The organism is Lacinutrix mariniflava, from assembly GCF_001418015.1.
Lineage (GTDB): Bacteria > Bacteroidota > Bacteroidia > Flavobacteriales > Flavobacteriaceae > Lacinutrix > Lacinutrix mariniflava.
In genome coordinates, this window is record NZ_LIQG01000017.1 from 152,119 (window position 1) to 168,484 (window position 16,366).

18 protein-coding genes are annotated in these 16,366 nt (G+C 32.4%); 6 read left to right on the plus strand and 12 right to left on the minus strand.

Going from position 1 to position 16,366, the window contains the following annotated elements:
• Window positions 1–2 precede the first annotated feature (2 nt).
• Genes ASC44_RS02105 through ASC44_RS02120 form a run of 4 tightly spaced genes read left to right on the plus strand, consistent with a single transcriptional unit; the run spans window position 3 to window position 4,905 of the window.
• Window positions 3–1,526 carry a sugar ABC transporter ATP-binding protein gene (locus ASC44_RS02105; RefSeq protein WP_055445971.1) on the plus strand — a complete coding sequence of 508 codons (1,524 nt, stop codon included), beginning with the start codon at window positions 3–5 and terminating at the stop codon, window positions 1,524–1,526.
• An 18-nt stretch (window positions 1,527–1,544) separates the two neighbouring features.
• The gene (locus tag ASC44_RS02110; RefSeq protein WP_055445972.1) at window positions 1,545–2,513 is read left to right on the plus strand and encodes an ABC transporter permease; all 969 of its coding nucleotides are present in this window, start codon (window positions 1,545–1,547) and stop codon (window positions 2,511–2,513) included.
• 13 nt (window positions 2,514–2,526) lie between these two features.
• Complete coding sequence (locus tag ASC44_RS02115) at window positions 2,527–4,023, plus strand: mannitol dehydrogenase family protein (RefSeq protein WP_055445973.1); 1,497 nt, start codon at window positions 2,527–2,529, stop codon at window positions 4,021–4,023.
• Window positions 4,024–4,905 (plus strand): carbohydrate kinase family protein, encoded by an 882-nt coding sequence (locus ASC44_RS02120; RefSeq protein ID WP_055445974.1) that lies wholly within the window; start codon window positions 4,024–4,026, stop codon window positions 4,903–4,905.
• Window positions 4,906–5,083: 178 nt separating this feature from the next.
• Here the strand turns inward: ASC44_RS02120 and ASC44_RS02125 are convergent, their stop codons facing one another.
• The 8 genes from ASC44_RS02125 to ASC44_RS02155 form a co-directional block, all read right to left on the minus strand.
• Window positions 5,084–5,761, minus strand: coding sequence for a type 1 glutamine amidotransferase domain-containing protein (locus ASC44_RS02125; protein WP_055445975.1), 678 nt, complete (start codon window positions 5,759–5,761; stop codon window positions 5,084–5,086).
• Window positions 5,758–5,889, minus strand: coding sequence for a hypothetical protein (locus ASC44_RS18420; RefSeq protein WP_275044191.1), 132 nt, complete (start codon window positions 5,887–5,889; stop codon window positions 5,758–5,760). The genes ASC44_RS02125 and ASC44_RS18420 overlap by 4 nt, the downstream gene beginning before the upstream one ends.
• Before the next feature lie 220 nt (window positions 5,890–6,109).
• Window positions 6,110–7,267 carry an iron-containing alcohol dehydrogenase gene (locus ASC44_RS02130; RefSeq protein ID WP_055445976.1) on the minus strand — a complete coding sequence of 386 codons (1,158 nt, stop codon included), beginning with the start codon at window positions 7,265–7,267 and terminating at the stop codon, window positions 6,110–6,112.
• An 80-nt stretch (window positions 7,268–7,347) separates the two neighbouring features.
• Window positions 7,348–8,346 (minus strand): NADP-dependent oxidoreductase, encoded by a 999-nt coding sequence (locus ASC44_RS02135; protein WP_055445977.1) that lies wholly within the window; start codon window positions 8,344–8,346, stop codon window positions 7,348–7,350.
• 8 nt (window positions 8,347–8,354) lie between these two features.
• Window positions 8,355–8,987, minus strand: coding sequence for an NAD(P)H-dependent oxidoreductase (locus ASC44_RS02140; RefSeq protein ID WP_055445978.1), 633 nt, complete (start codon window positions 8,985–8,987; stop codon window positions 8,355–8,357).
• 17 nt (window positions 8,988–9,004) lie between these two features.
• Window positions 9,005–9,670 (minus strand): NAD(P)H-binding protein, encoded by a 666-nt coding sequence (locus ASC44_RS02145; protein WP_055445979.1) that lies wholly within the window; start codon window positions 9,668–9,670, stop codon window positions 9,005–9,007.
• A gap of 1 nt (window position 9,671) precedes the next feature.
• Window positions 9,672–10,256: a TetR/AcrR family transcriptional regulator gene (locus ASC44_RS02150; protein WP_055445980.1), complete on the minus strand. Its 585-nt coding sequence runs from the start codon at window positions 10,254–10,256 to the stop codon at window positions 9,672–9,674.
• Window positions 10,256–10,624, minus strand: a complete 369-nt coding sequence (locus tag ASC44_RS02155) for a DoxX family protein (RefSeq protein ID WP_055445981.1) — start codon at window positions 10,622–10,624, stop codon at window positions 10,256–10,258. The genes ASC44_RS02150 and ASC44_RS02155 overlap by 1 nt, the downstream gene beginning before the upstream one ends.
• 414 nt (window positions 10,625–11,038) lie before the next feature.
• Here ASC44_RS02155 and ASC44_RS02160 point away from each other — a divergent pair, with 414 nt between their 5' ends.
• Both ASC44_RS02160 and ASC44_RS02165 read left to right on the plus strand, forming a co-directional pair.
• Window positions 11,039–12,904 (plus strand): OmpA family protein, encoded by a 1,866-nt coding sequence (locus ASC44_RS02160; protein WP_055445982.1) that lies wholly within the window; start codon window positions 11,039–11,041, stop codon window positions 12,902–12,904.
• 200 nt (window positions 12,905–13,104) lie between these two features.
• Entirely contained in the window at window positions 13,105–14,109 is a 1,005-nt protein-coding gene (locus ASC44_RS02165; protein ID WP_055446077.1) for an LLM class flavin-dependent oxidoreductase, read from the plus strand.
• Window positions 14,110–14,113: 4 nt separating this feature from the next.
• Here ASC44_RS02165 and ASC44_RS02170 read toward each other — a convergent pair whose 3' ends face one another.
• The 4 genes from ASC44_RS02170 to ASC44_RS18160 all read right to left on the minus strand — a co-directional run bounded on the left by ASC44_RS02170 (window position 14,114) and on the right by ASC44_RS18160 (window position 16,335).
• On the minus strand, window positions 14,114–14,758 hold the full coding sequence (locus ASC44_RS02170; protein WP_055445983.1) for a thiamine phosphate synthase: 645 nt from the start codon (window positions 14,756–14,758) through the stop codon (window positions 14,114–14,116).
• A gap of 42 nt (window positions 14,759–14,800) precedes the next feature.
• Entirely contained in the window at window positions 14,801–15,388 is a 588-nt protein-coding gene (locus ASC44_RS02175; protein ID WP_055445984.1) for a thiamine phosphate synthase, read from the minus strand.
• Window positions 15,389–15,740: 352 nt separating this feature from the next.
• Window positions 15,741–16,157, minus strand: a complete 417-nt coding sequence (locus ASC44_RS02180; protein ID WP_055445985.1) for a heavy-metal-associated domain-containing protein — start codon at window positions 16,155–16,157, stop codon at window positions 15,741–15,743.
• Window positions 16,158–16,179: 22 nt separating this feature from the next.
• A complete protein-coding gene (locus ASC44_RS18160; RefSeq protein ID WP_169787486.1) occupies window positions 16,180–16,335 on the minus strand; it encodes a hypothetical protein in 156 nt (51 codons plus the stop codon).
• Between the last annotated feature and the right edge of the window lie 31 nt (window positions 16,336–16,366).

Consider the following 16,366-nt stretch of genomic DNA (forward strand, 5'->3'; position numbering starts at 1 on the left):
ATATGAAAAATTCAGAAAATGAATATCGTCTTGAAATGTCTGGTATATCCAAAAGTTTTGGTGTTGTTTCAGTACTTAAAGATGTGACTTTAAAAGTAAAGCCTGGAGAAATTCATGCTTTATTAGGTGAAAACGGAGCAGGAAAATCTACACTTATAAAAATATTAAGTGGTGTACACCATAAAGATTCTGGTACAGTACGTTTAAATGGTGAAGAAATTAATCCAAAAAACACGCACGAAGGTCAAGTTTTAGGAATCAGTGTTGTGTATCAAGAACTGTCTTTAGTAAATGATTTATCTGTTGCCGAAAATATTTATTTACACAAATTAGGTGCGAGTAAATTTTGGATGAATTGGGACAAAATCACCAAAGATGCTCAAGAATTAATTGATTCTTTAGGATTTACAATTGATGCTTCTGCAAAAGTTAGAAATTTAAGTATTGTTCAAAAACAAGTGGTCGAAATTGCAAAAGCATTATCTGAAGACACTAAAGTTTTAGTTTTAGATGAGCCTACAACTGTTTTTGATCCTACAGATACTAAAAAGTTGTTCGACAATCTTTTTAGATTACGAGATCAAGGAATTTCAATAATATACATTTCTCATCATTTAGATGAAATCATTAAAATAGCAGATTCTATTACAGTGCTTAGAGATGGAGTGGATACCGGAACCATGGCTGTAAAAGATACAGATACCGATGGCATTATACGTTTAATGATTGGTCGCGAATTAAAAGATTTGTTTCCTGCAAGAAATGTGGAAATTGGAACAGAACCTATTTTTGAAGTTAAGAACCTAACAGCAAAAGATACTATAGTTCATGATGTTTCTTTTTCAGTACGCCCAAGCGAAGTGCTTGGTATCGCTGGATTAGGAGGAAGCGGAAGAACAGAAACTGCGAAACTTATTTTTGGAGCAGACAAAAAGAAATCTGGAACTTTAATTCTAAATGGAAAAGAAATTAAAACAAAATCTCCGGTAGATGCTGCTGCACATCAAATAGGCTTTGTGTCTGAAGATAGAAAGGAAGAAGGTGTGTTTTTACCATTATCTATTAGAAGAAATGTTAGTGTAACTAATTTTAAATCCATTTCAGGAAAACTAGGCTTTATTAATGTGGACAATGAGTATAAAAAAGTGTTGGGTTTAATTGATAAGTTAAACATAAAAACACCAAGCTCTGAGGTTGATGTTAAAAACCTAAGTGGTGGAAATCAACAAAAAGTAGCCTTAGCCAAATGGTTAAGTATAGATAGTAAGGTCATTTTTATTGATGAGCCAACTAGAGGAGTAGATGTTGGTGCTAAAATAGAAATCTACAACCTAATAAATGAAGTCGCTAAAAAAGGTGTTGGTGTGGTTGTAATATCATCAGATATGCCAGAAATAATGGGTATTTCGGACCGTATTCTTGTAATGCATGAAGGTACTATTTATGGCGAATTACAAAAAGAACAATTTTCAGAAGAAAACATATTGCGTTACTCAATTGGTAAAGCATTAAAACAACACAATTAATATTAAAAATTTCACGTTATGGCTTTAACATTAAAACAACAACTTAGCAGCCCAGGTGGTATTCTTAAGTTTTTAGTAAAGTATAATACTATATTTATTTTTATTTTACTGGTTATCTTTTCAGCATTAATATCCGATGTGTTTTTCACTTCAGTAAACCTTTCAAATTTATTAAAACAAGTTTCAGGTATAGGTATTATTAGTATTGGTATGCTGCTTGTAATTTTAACAGGAGGAATCGATCTATCGGTAGGTTCCATGGTAGCTTTGCTAGCGGTTACGTTCGCAATTCTAATAAACTTAGTCATATTACCATTGGCTATTGTGCTTACTATTGCTATTGGTTTTGGCTTAGGTAGTGTTTCTGGTTACCTCGTCGCTTATCAAAAAATGGCACCATTTGTCGCAACATTAGCATTAATGACTATTGCTAGAGGTTTAGGTTTTATATACGCAAAAGGATCTCCGGTAACGTTTAAAACTGCTGGCGGTGTGTTTATGTCAAACTTCGCAAATAACTCCACTTTAGGGATTCCTAATATTGCTATTGTATTTTTTATAATTGTAATCGCAACCATGGTTATGCTACGTTATAATGTGTTTGGAAGATTAATTATAGCTATTGGTAGTAATGAAGAAGCCTCACGATTATCAGGAATAAAAGTTAATAAATACAAGTTTTTAGTGTATGCTATTTCTGGAGCTTTGGCTGCTACTGCGGCTATAATTGTAGCGTCTAGAACTAATTTAGGATCACCAAACATGGGAATGTCTTGGGAGCTAGATGCCATTGCGGCCGTTGTTATTGGTGGTGCTAGTCTAAATGGAGGTAGAGGAACAGCAATAAACACATTAATGGGCGTTCTTATTTTAGGATTAATAGGAAACATATTAAACTTATTAAATGTACCGTCATATCCACAACAAGTAGTAAAAGGAGCTATTATCATATTTGCCGTATTACTTCAAAGATTTGAAAGCAAATAATTAAATTATTAAGATGAAAAATTACAAATTAAATTCTGAAAATCTTTCTAGTATTTCTGAAAGAATTACAATACCTCAATACGATAGAACTAAAATTAAAACAGGTATTGTACATGTTGGTATTGGTGGTTTTCATAGATCGCACGAAGCTTTTTATACAGATCAATTATTGCACGATCAATCTATTACAGATTGGGGAATTTGTGGTATTGCATTATTAAATTTTGATACCAGAATTTATAATACATTAAAAGAGCAAAATGGCCTTTATACTTTAATTGTTAAAGAACTAGATGGTACACATACTAATCGTGTTATTGGTTCTGTAGTAGAGTATTTGTATGCTCCAGAAAATCCAACTGCTGTTGTCGAAAAAATGGCAAGTCCTGAAGTTAAAATTATATCATTAACCATTACAGAAGGTGGTTATAATTACAATGAGGCTACAAAAGCATTCGATTTTGGTAACTCTTTAATTCAACATGATTTAGATTATCCTGAAGCACCAAAAACGATTTTTGGTTATTTAACACAAGCGTTAAAATTAAGAAAAGAACGTGGTTTAAATGGTGTAACTATCCAATCTTGCGATAATATTCAGGGCAATGGACACATGACTAAAACAATGTTACTTAGTTATGTTGGTAAAGCAGAACCTAGTTTAATGGCATGGATAGAATCTAATGTGTCTTTTCCAAATGCAATGGTAGACAGAATTACACCAGCAACAGCACCTAACGATATATTAAATTTAATTAAAACTACGGGAGTACATGATGCTTGGCCAGTAGTTTGCGAACCATTTAAACAATGGGTTATTGAAGACGATTTTATTGCAGGAAGACCGGCTTGGGAAACTGTTGGAGCTCAATTTGTTGAAAATGTAGAACCTTACGAAAAAATGAAGCTTAGTCTATTAAATGCAGGGCATTCTGTATTAGGTATTCTTGGAGCATTAGTAGGATATTCTACCATAGATGAAGCCGTTAATAATCCTAATATAAGTGCTTTTTTAAATAACTATATGGATACTGAAGTTACACCAACTTTAGGCGATTTAGATAGTATTAACTTAAAGGAGTACAAGCATTCTTTATTAGAAAGATTTGGAAACATAAACATTAAAGACCAAATAGATCGTATTTGTTCAGAGAGTTCTGCTAAGTTCCCAATTTTTGTTTTACCAACTGTTAATGCACAATTAATAGGTAATGGTACTGTAGAATTAGCTGCTTTTATAGTTGCTGCTTGGGCAATTTATAGTTTAGGAAACGATGAAAACGGTAAGTCTTTAATAATTAAAGATGCTATGGAATTGCAATTAAATGAAAAAGCAAAAATGGCAGTAAATAATCCAAAAGTATTTTTAGAAATAGAATCTATTTTTGGTCAACTTAAAAACGATAAAACTTTTGTAGCGGCATATACCAATGCATACAAAAATATTGTTGCCAATGGAGTTGAAAAATCTGTAATGGATATTAATAGTAATGTTTTAAACGAAATTTAAATGAAAAATATAGTTTGCTTTGGCGAAGTACTATGGGATGTTTTTCCAACACATAAAAAAATAGGAGGTGCGCCTCTAAACGTTGCTTTAAGGTTACAATCATTAAACAACAATGTCTCTATTATTAGTAGCATAGGAAATGACAAAAAAGGAAAGAAAATAGAAGCATATATTGAAGATCATGGTGTAAATATTGATAATTTACAAGTTGATGAAAAATTTAAAACAGGAAAAGTAAAAGTCATGCTTAATCAAAAAGGATCGGCTTCTTATGATATTAAATTTCCTCGTGCATGGGATAATATTCAAATAAATGAGAATACTAAAAAAGCAACAAATCAAGCAGATGCTTTTATCTACGGAAGTTTAGTAGCAAGAGACGATACTTCAAGAGATACTTTATATGAACTTTTAAAACTAGCAAAATATAAAATATTCGATGTTAATTTAAGAGAGCCATATTATACTATAGATGTTTTAAATCACTTAATGAATGAGGCAAATTTCATTAAATTTAATGATGATGAGATTTTCGAAATAGGAGGAATGGTAAATTCTAAAACACATTCTTTAGAACAAAACATGAAGTTTATTGCAGAGCAAACCAAAACCGAAACTATTTGTGTTACAAAAGGAAGGCACGGAGCTATTTTACTGTATAACGATACTTACTATTATAATAGTGGTTATCAAATTGAAGTTGTAGATACTGTTGGTGCCGGAGATTCGTTTTTAGCAACATTAATTAGTAAATTAATTAATGGTGATGATCCACAAGAAGCCATAAATTTCGCATGTGCTATTGGTGCTTTAGTTGCAGGCAGTGAAGGTGCAAACCCAGAAATAAAAACAGAAGACATTAATAATTTTATTTTTCCCTAGCTAATTTTAGCATTTAATTAAACTGATTGATAGCGGTTTTAAGGCTTTGTGTTGTGCATAAAGCCTTTTTTATGTGTAATAGATAAAGAGATTTAAATGAATACAATCTGTATTTAGCAGAAATAAGAAAAGGTTGTCCAATTTGGACAACCTTTTTTACTAGTATATAAATTGAAGCTTATTTTAAGCTTGCTAATAACTTTTCTGCAACTAACTCAGAAGATGCTGGATTTTGGCCAGTAATTAAATTACCATCTTGAATAGCGTAAGCTGCCCAGTCTTCTTTTTTAGAATAAACACCACCGTTTTTAGCTAACATATCTTCAACTAAAAATGGTACAACATCTGTTAATCCAACAGCTGCTTCTTCAGTATTTGTAAATCCTGTTACTTTTTTACCATTTACTAATGGTTTTCCATCCGTTCCTTTTACATCTTTTAATGCTGCAGGCGCGTGACATACAAATGCAACTGGCTTTTCTTGAGAGTTAAATTTCTCGATTAACGCAATAGAAGTTTCATCGTTTGCTAAATCCCATAATGGTCCGTGACCTCCTGGGTAAAATACAGCATCAAAATCGTCAGCATTAATATCTGATAATTTATTAGTGTTTGCAATTTTAGCTTTTGCAGCATCGTCTTTATTAAAACGATCTGTAGCTTCTGTAGCAGCATCCGGAGAATCACTACTTGGATCTATTGGTGCAGCACCTCCTTTTGGAGTAGCGATAGTAATTTCAGCACCTTTGTCTAATAATGAGTAATATGGGCTAGCAAATTCTTCAACCCAAAATCCTGTTTTCTTTCCTGTGTCTCCTAATTTATCGTGAGATGTTAATACAAATAATACTTTCATAGTTTTTTCTTTTTTTGTTCTGTTTTAACTTCTGAAACTTTTTCAGAGGTTGTTTTATTTGTTTTGTTGTTACAGCTTGAAGCTGTTACTATTGTTAGCGTTAATGCTAATGTTTTTATTAAATTCATTTAAATATTGGTCAATTGTTTTTGACTAATTATGCCATTTTGAGCACAGTTGAAAACCTTAACACTTATGCTTCGATAGCATATCGACTGTGCCCAATCTGACAATTAATGTAATATATTCTTTTTAACTTTAAATACTTTTGTCATTTTGAGTGCAGCCGAAGACCCTTAAAATTTTGCCATTATAGCAGTTCAACCACACCCATTGTGACGTTTATATTTAATAAGCCATTTTTACTATTTTTTCTGCATCTTCTGGCATTAAAGCTTGACGCTCTCCTAATTTCCAACCTCTTGCTTTAAAACGTTTTGCAATTTCTTCTGCAGTACCTTCGTAATCTTTAGTGTAATCAGACAGTTTAGTGTCGATACCTAACTGATGGAAAAAAGCTTCAGTTTTTTCAATTGCAGCATATGCTTTGTCTTCAGTACTACCTTCGGTAATATTCCAAATACGCTCAGCATATTGTGCTAATTTTTCTTTTTTAGCTTCAAAATTATATTTGTAATGACTTGGTGCAATTACTGCTAAAGTACGCGCGTGATCAATACCAAATAACGCTGTTAACTCATGACCCATCATGTGTACTGCCCAATCTCCAGGTACTCCTTTTTGTATTAATCCGTTTAACGCCATTGTGCAACTCCACATAAAGTTAGAGGCTGCTTGATAATCCGTTGGATCTTTTAGTACTGTTGGAGCAACTTCTACTAAAGTTTGTAAAATACTCTCTGCAAAACGGTCTTGTAATAATGCACCAATTGGATACGTCATGTATTGTTCTAAAACGTGCGTAAAAGAATCCATTAATCCATTTGCTAATTGACGTTGTGGAATAGATGTTATAACTTGAGGATCTAATATTGAAAATTCAGGAAATAAACCAGGTCCACCCATAGCAAGCTTTTCTTTAGTTTCTGCTCTTGTAATTACTGCACCAGAATTCATTTCAGATCCTGTTGCTGGTAATGTTAAAACAGTTCCGAAAGGCATTCCTTTTTCAGTTCTGATACTTTTTGTTAAGATATCCCAAGGTGTATCACCGTCATATACTGCAGCAGCAGATAAAAACTTAGTTCCGTCAATTACAGAACCACCACCAACAGCTAGTAAATACGTAATATTTTGGTCTTTTATAACTTGTAACGCTTCCATTAAAGTCGCGTACTCTGGGTTTGCAGGAATACCGCCAAACTCAACAACATCAACATTAGCCAAAGCTGTTTTTACTTGGTCGTATATCCCGTTTTTCTTAATACTTCCGCCACCGTAAAGTAATAATACTTTAGCGTCTTGAGGAATTTCTTCTTTTACTTTTTCTATCGTATCCTTTCCAAAAATAATTTTGGTTGGATTTTTAAATTCAAAATTGTTCATCTTCTTTTCTTTTTAATTCGTTCTTATTTCTTTTTAATATTCATCTTTAAAGTCTACTTAATGAGACAAAAGGCAGTTGTTTAAATTTTGACAATCATTTTCCCTTTGTTTTTACCTTCAAATAAATCGATAAAAGCGGTTGGGATATTGTCAAAACCTTCCACAATAGTTTCAGTATATTTTAATTGACCATCAGCCAACCAAGTCGATAATTTTTGCATTGCTTCTGGAAATTTATCAGCATAATTTGAGACAATAAACCCTTGCATTAATGCACTGTTTTTTACTAAAAATGGTTGTACACTAATACTTTTAGGTAATTCAGTTTCGTTATAAACAGATATTGCACCACAAATAATGATTCTTGCAAAATGGTTTATGTTAAAAAATACAGCATCAGATATTGGACCTCCGACATTATCAAAATAAATATCGACACCGTTTGGCGCTAATTTTTTTAGGTCTGCATCAATATCCTTACTTGTGTTATAATTGATACCTGCATCAAAACCAAATTTGTCTTTTAGCATGTCAATCTTCTCATCAGTTCCAGCAATTCCAATAACATGAAGGCCTAATAGTTTTGCTATTTGACCAACAACACTACCAACAGCTCCTGCAGCACCAGAAACTACAATAGTCTCACCTTTAACGGGTTTACCTATCTGAGTTAAACCTAAATATGCAGTTAATCCTGTCATGCCTAAAACACCTAAGTAAGTGCTTAATGGCGCTTTAGATCCGTCTACTTTATTTAAACCCTCGCCATTTGAGATTTGTTGAGTAGACCAATTTAACATACCAGATACATAATCGCCTTCAGAAAATTTGTCGTTTTTAGACGCAATTACTTTGGCAACTACTCCAGAATGTACTGGCTGATTTAATTGAAAAGGAGGTACATACGATTTTGCATCGCTCATACGTCCTCTTAAATAAGGATCAACTGAAACGTAAGCAGCTTCCAAAAGCACATCGCCTTCAGATAGTTTTAACTCAGAGTCTTCAGTAATAAATTCGAAATTTGAAACTGTAGGTTTTCCCACAGGTCTGTTATTTAATAAAATGGTCTTTCTCATAATAGTTTTTAGTCAATTACAGTTACTAATTCTGACATTGGTTTTCTAACTTTTACTAAGTTTACTAACCAATCTTCATCTTCTTTTCTATAACCAATAGGTAACATTACAGCACTACGTAATCCTTTTTCGCGTAAGCCTAAAATTTTATCTACCGCATCTGGTTCAAAACCTTCTAATGGTGTTGCATCTACACCTTCAAAAGCTGCAGCTGTTAATGCTTCTGTAAAAGCGATGTAAGCTTGTTTTGCAGCGTGATTAAAGTTTTCTTCTGGGTCTTTTTGAGGATACATACCTAATAACATTTGACGGTAATTTTCCCATCCTTCGTTTTCAAAACCACGAATCTCGTTAGTTAAATCAAACATATGGTTAATACGTTCTGGTGTGTAAGTATCCCATGCAGCAAATACTAATAGGTGAGAACAGTCTGTAATTACAGATTGGTTCCATGCTACTGGCTTAATTTTTTCTTTAATATCTTGGTTTTTTACTACAAAAATTTCAAAAGGTTGCAAACCACTAGAAGTAGGTGCTAAACGTGCAGCTTCTAAAATGCGTTCTACTTTATCTTCTGCTACTTTCTCACCATTCATTGCTTTTGCAGCGTACCTCCAGTTTAATTTGTCTAATAATTCCATAGGGTCAATTTATTTTTTTAATTGTTTTTAGTAATTCTTTTTATATCTGTTGAAGTAATAATGACTTCGGCAAAACTTGTACTATTGGCCAGATTGATCATGGCTTGCGCGATATGATCAGGTTCTGTGATTTTATATTGTTTTAATTTGCCTATAAATAATGGCTGAAGCACTTTAAAAATGGCTAAGCCGATTTTTTCTAACGTACGACGCTCTTCGCGTTGTCCACCAATTAATGAAGGTCTTAAAATAAAGGTACGGCTGATGTTTTGTTGTTTGACATCGCGTTCCATTTCACCTTTAGTTTTATTGTAAAATATTGAACTATTAGCATTAGCACCCATTGACGAAATCACGACAAACGTATCAATACCGTTAGCTTTTGCTAGCTTGGCTGCAGTTACCGGAATTCCGTAATCAATTTTTTTATAAACCGATTTGTTTGGGGTTTTACTAGCAGTTGTACCAATGCAACAAAAGACTTGGTGTGCTGTAAAATCTGCTTTAAACTGTTCTAAATCCAACAAATCACCAATATATTGCGTGACTTTAGTTGGTAAACCTTCGATTTTTGAGCGCGAGAACAATTTTATGCTAGAGTAGTCCGTGTCTTCAATTAACTTTTGAAGTAAAAGACCACCAGTTAAACCGGTCGCACCTAATATGATTGCTGTTTTATTCATTTTAACTACAAACTTTTATACTGCTCCAAGCAGATTGATAGGCTTCGTCTAAATGTGTTTGATCTAATTTAAAGGCGCCACGTTTTTCGGTCATCATTAAAAATGATAATGGATTTATGGCATACGCATATAAAATATAATCTGATAAGGGTTTTATAATCCCTTCCTGTCTGCCACGTTCCCAAAGATCTAAAAGTGGTTGGAGGTGCTTTATACCTTCTTGCCTACTATCTTCGTCAATCATTGGTGTATTATCACATTGCGCTAAAAATAAGGCATTGTCGCACTCTTTAAGCTTGAAATCTGCGATACGTTTCCAAATCAATTCAAAACCAGCTTCTACAGGCATATTTGGATCAAATTTTTCAAACGCATATTTTGTGTATTCGGCTTTAACTTCGACGTAAGTCTTATTAACTAAATCTTGTTTGTTTTCAAAATACAGATAAATAGTAGCAGGAGAGACGTTAGCCATCTTTGCTATTTTACTCATTGGTGTCGCGTGAAACCCGTTGTTGTTTACCAACTCGATAGTCGCTTTAATCAATGCGTTACGTTTATCAATACTTTTTTGAAGTTTTGCCATTACGCGTTTGTTTTATATAATTTAAAAGACAGCGCTATTAACACTAACTGAATAGGTAATCTTATTAATGCGGCTTGGTGACTTCCAATTGCTGGAGTATCTGAAAAAACATCCCAAACGTGAATTGGTAGAAAAAGAAGCATTAAAACGAAAATTGCTAAAGCTGCTTTGCTAGCAAATTTTGGAATAAGTAATAAGACACCCAAAGCAACTTCTAAAATCCCTGACCCATAAATGATGGCGGTTTTGAAAACCAATACATCCGGAACAAAAGGCTTAAAAAAGTCTGGATTTATAAAATGCTGACTACCTGCATATATCATAAATACAGCTAGGAGTACTTTTAAAATGTTCCAAATTAGTTTCATGTCTTTGTTTTGATGGTACAAAGGTATGTAAAAATGAACGTTCATTCTTTTTTTTAACAAAAGTTTAATTTTACATGAATTCTAGTGTAAATATTTAAAATGAGTGTTTTATAACATTCAAGATTTTTATTGATAGATAAATTGAAAATTTAACATGAATTTATAGATTGTTTAAGTCGTAAATAAATTCATAAAATTTAAAATTAAAACCAATATAAATTATAGAAATCACGGAATTGATAAGAGAATTAACTTAGTTGTATTAAATCAATAAATACGTTGTGTTAGCCATGATTTTTAGCGTCTCAATTATAATCGATATAAGTCATTTCTTACTAATATAAATTGTTATTTCGCAAACCTTAAAAAAAATTATTAAAAGGAAGAAATTATTAAATACAATTATTAAGTTTTATGAAACATTATTACAAAATTTTTACATTAACGTTATTATTAGCGTTATCTACACAATTATCTTTTTCACAAGAAGTTAATTCTAATCGTTGGTCTTTTGAAGCTGGTTTAAGTGCAGTAGACCTTTATCCTGTTGGAGAAAATGCACCTCAAGGTGAATATTTCGACGAATTCCTTAATCTTAACGACCATTATAACTTAGGTTTTTATGTTGGAGCTACAAGAAGTCTTACTAAAAACTTATCTATAAGTGCAAGAGGTACTGTAAATGAAATAAGTAAATGGGGAGATTTAGGTCAAGCAGATGAAAGCGTATTAGTAGATAACCTTAAGTACTACGGTCTTGATGGTATGATTAATTACAGTTTTGGTCAAGGTAAATTACAACCATTTATTGCTGTTGGTGGTGGTTATACTTGGATTGAAGAAGGTCCTTTTAATACATTTTCTAGCACATCTAACAGTTTAGTAGGTGCAGGTACTGCAAATGGATCTGTAGGTGTTAAGTATTGGGTAAGTGATAATTTTGGAGTTAATCTTCAAACAACTTACAAACATTCTTTTGAAGATTACTTGCCTAAACATTGGAATCACAATTTAGGTATAGTTTACAAGCTTGCTAAAGATGAGCAAAATGGAGTTGAAACAAAGACGCCAGAGAAAAATAATAGCCGTTGGTCTTTTGAAACAGGTTTAAGTGCTGTAGATGTTTATCCTGTTGGAGAAAACGCACCACAAGGTGACTATTTTGATGAATTTGTAAACCTTAACGATCACTGGAATTTCGGATTTTATGTAGGTGTTACAAGAAGTCTTACAGATAACTTATCTATAACTGCAAAAGGTAGTTTAAACGAACTAAGTAAATGGGGAGATTTAGGTAGTGCAGATGAAAGTGTATTAGTTGATAACCTTAAGTATTACGGTCTTGACGGTATGGTAAATTATAGTTTTGGTAAAGGGAGATTACAACCTTTTATTGCAGTAGGTGGAGGTTATACTTGGATTGAAGAAGGTCCATTTAATACATTTTCTACTAAAGAAGGAACAGATAATTTAGTTGGAGCAGGTACAGCAAATGGATCTGTAGGTGTTAAATACTGGATTAACGATAGATTAGGAGTGAACTTACAAACAACTTACAAGCATTCTTTTGAAGATTACTTACCTAAACATTTCGATCATAACTTAGGTTTAGTTTATAAAATTGGAAATGGTAAAGAAAAAGTTTCTAACGATAGAGATGGAGATACTGTACCAAATGAATTCGATTTATGTCCAGATACTTTTGGTTTAGTTAGCCTTGGTGGTTGTCCTGATACGGATGGTGATGGTGTTACAGATAAAGACGATTTATGTCCAGAAGTAAGAGGTCTTGTTGAGTTTGGTGGATGTCCTGATACAGATGGAGATGGTTTTCCAGATAATAAAGATAATTGTCCTAAAGTAAAAGGAACTGATAATGGTTGCCCAGTAAAAGTTGTTGAACCTGCACCAGTTGTAACTGTTGTTCCAGCAGTTGTTGGACAAAGAAAAGTATATTTTAACTATGATAGCTCTAAGCTTGATGAAAATGCTAAATCTATATTAGATGAAATAGCGGCTAATATTATAGCAGACAAGTCTAACTTTGATATTTCTATTCAAGGTCATGCAGATAGTAGAGGTAGTAATGACTATAACTACAAATTGTCTTTAGTTAGAGCACAAGCTATTAAAGATTACCTTACTTCTAAAAACATAGCTAATAGTTTAATTTCTATTTCTGGTAAAGGAGAGACTGAACCTGTAGCTCCTAATAATACGGAAGCTGGAAGAGCAGCAAACAGAAGAGTAGAGTTAACTATAAACATTACTGCTAAGTAAATTCAATTTACTTTTTATAAATCGTGCTATCATAGTTAATATGATAGCACTTTTTTTTGTTCATTATTTTTGTCTAAACATAGCGTTAAAACTAAGATGTTTTTAGCAAATAGAATTAACAAATCATTGTAATAAAAGGATATCACGTTGTGTAACTTTGTACTATTAAAAGTGAATATTACAATTGATAATTGTTAATTATGGAAACTCAAAAAACAGCTTACTCTATATTAGATCTTGCTTTAGTATCGCAAGATCATACATTAAAACAAACTTATAATAACGCGCTAGAATTGGCACAACAAGCCGAAGCTTTTGGTTACACACGCTATTGGTTGGCAGAACATCATAATTCAAAAAACATTGGTAGTAGTGCAACCTCTGTTTTAATTGGTTATGTTGCTCAAGGTACTAACACTTTGCGTATTGGTTCTGGTGGAATTATGTTGCCCAATCACTCTCCATTAATTGTTGCAGAACAGTTTGGGACGCTAGGATCTTTGTATCCTAATAGAATCGATTTGGGCCTTGGGAGAGCACCAGGCACAGATAGAGAGACCGCTCAAGCGATACGTTCGGATTTCATGCAAGCAGCGCATTCTTTTCCTAACGAATTAGAAAAAATACAAAACTATTTTTCTACAGATAATGCTACTTCTAAAGTACGTGCTACGGTAGCAGAAGGAGTAGAGGTGCCAATCTATATTTTAGGTTCTAGTACAGACAGTGCACATTTAGCAGCGAAAAAAGGACTGCCTTATGCTTTTGCTAGTCATTTCGCAACAACGCATTTATGGGATGCATTGGCTATTTATCGTAGAGAATTCAAGCCTTCAAATATTTTGCAAAAACCATATACAATTGTAGGTGTAAATATTATAATTGCTGAAACCGATGAAGAAGCACAGCGTTTATCGACTTCCTTAATTAGGATGATTGTTGGTATATTTACAGGTAAGCGCGATTATGTACAACCTGCAATGGATATGACTAGTGAGTTAAAGCAAGTGATGCAAAATCCTCAAGTACATCAAATGCTTAAGTATTCGTTTATAGGAAGTAAAGCCACAGTAAAAGCGCAAGTAAAAGAATTTATGGCGCAAACTAAAGCAGACGAACTTATTGCGGTCACTAATATTTATGATATTAAAGACAGAATACTTTCTTATAAATTATTTGCCGAGATTATGAAGGAGTTAAATTAATTTGTTACTCAAATGTATGGCGTTGCTCTTGTGTAGAAGATGCATTTAATAGTTTGTTAAATGTTTTTATACTATCAAAATCTTGAGTAATTGCTCTAGATACAGCAATACCAGAAATATCTGCTTTTAGTAAATCGGTAACATCTTCTAAAGTTATGCCTCCAAATCCAAGAATTGGTTTAGGAGTTTTTAACACATCTGTAATTGCAGTATAACCTTTTAAGCCTAAAACAGGATCTAAATTGTCTTTATTACCTGTGTCTCTAAAAGGACCTAAATTTATATAGTCAATTTCTTTATCTAATAATGTTTCACAATCGGCTAAAGTATTTGCTGTTCCTCCAATACTTTGCCAAGAGAATAAATGCTTTCTTACAAGAATAGGACAGGAGTCTGTTTTTTCTAGATAGACGCCATCTGCTTTAATCTCTTTTGCTACTTTATAAAAACCACTAATTATTAACCTTGTTTGATAATGGGTGGTGATTTTTATAGCTTCTTTTGCTATTTTTAAAACCTTTTTTTCTGAAGCGTTTTTCATACCAAGTCGTACCAATTCAGCACCAGAAGTACATGCTTTTTGTATATTTTCAAGAATGATTTTTGATGATTCTCCTTCAGCTATATAATGTAATTTTGGTATAATCATGTTTTAGTGTCTTGTTATTGTATTGTTAGAATTTTACTTAAATTATTTAAAGTGAAGTTTCATTTTTTTGAAAACAGCTACAGGAGTATCACTGTTCCAAATACCACCTAAAACACCAACACCATTAAAACCTAATGTATCAAAATCTGATAGATTATCTACTGAAACGCCTCCCATACCAATAATTATTTTATCAATACCATTAACATCAAAACCACGACCACTATAACCTTCTTTCGATATCGATGAAAATACAGGACTTAGTAAATGATAATCGAATTCAAAATAACAATCTTCAAGATCTTTTAACTCATGAAAAGACGAGCTTATTGTTTTTCCAAAGAGATTAAGATTTTTAAAGTAACGACCTGGGTTGTCTATATTATCAATTCTTTTTTGTTCTTGAAAATGAATCCCTTTTAAATCAAAGTCATTAATTAACTCATGATGAAAGTGTACAATTATTTTGTTATGGTACTGTTTATCAATTTTATTTAAATAATCACAGTGTGCTTTATAGTCTTTATTCGGTTTTCTTAAATGATAGTATTCTAAACCTTCTTGAAATAACTGATTTAGAATCTCAATTTCGTTTGGAACGTCATTTTCGGGAGCTATTACAATTATCATTATTTGATACTTTTCTTCAGTCTTAATTTATTTTACAAAGATACTTCGGATTCTTCATATTAAAACGGTTTAAGGTATTATTTCATAACATCTTGAGGATTGGTATTTTTAGTTTTAGACTTTAATAGATTATAACAAAAGAATTATCTTTTATGATATGTTTATAGTAGTTGCAACAGACCTAGTAACTGAATATAGTTATTTACGAAAATTAGTAGAAAAACAGCTTCTAGTTAGAGGTCAACTAAGGAAACAATAGAGCTCGCTAATTCTATGCTATTATAAAAAAAAGCCTATTAAAAACAAGTGTTTTAATAGGCTTTTAAATATTAATCATTCTATTCGAAAAGCACTATTCTTCTAATGTACCAGTTTGATTCATCGCCATATCGTGTTCATATTTACAACAATTAGGTAGTCCGTTATAAGCATCTTCACTGCCTTTAACTTTTTCAGTATCATAGCCTGATGCTCCAATTGCATTATGAATAGCCATTGCATTTGTTTTTGTATCGTCAAAAGAAACATCTATCTTTTTTTTCTCTACATCCCAAGTTGCGCTAACGACTCCTTCAACTTTATTAGCAGCTTTTTCTATTGTGCTTTTACACATGCCACAATTACCTCTTACACCAAAGGAAATATCTGCCATTGCCATTTCGTTAGATACTTCGGTAGTTGTTGTTTCTGTTTGTTGTTTGGTTTCGTTTTTACAACTTGTTAAACCCATTGTAGCTATTACAGCTAGACTTAAAACTATTTTCTTCATTGTTTAAAAATTTATGTATTCGTTATTTAATTACTTGTAAAGCCCATACTATTAATAAAAATCCTACACCTGTTAAAGCTGGAGCTGGAATTTTCATTATAACACCAATACCAAGCATCGCTATTGCTGTTAAAGCAAGTAGAACACTAATTATATTTAATTTCTTTTTTCTTGTCATCCTATATTCGTTTTTAATGTTATTATTAATT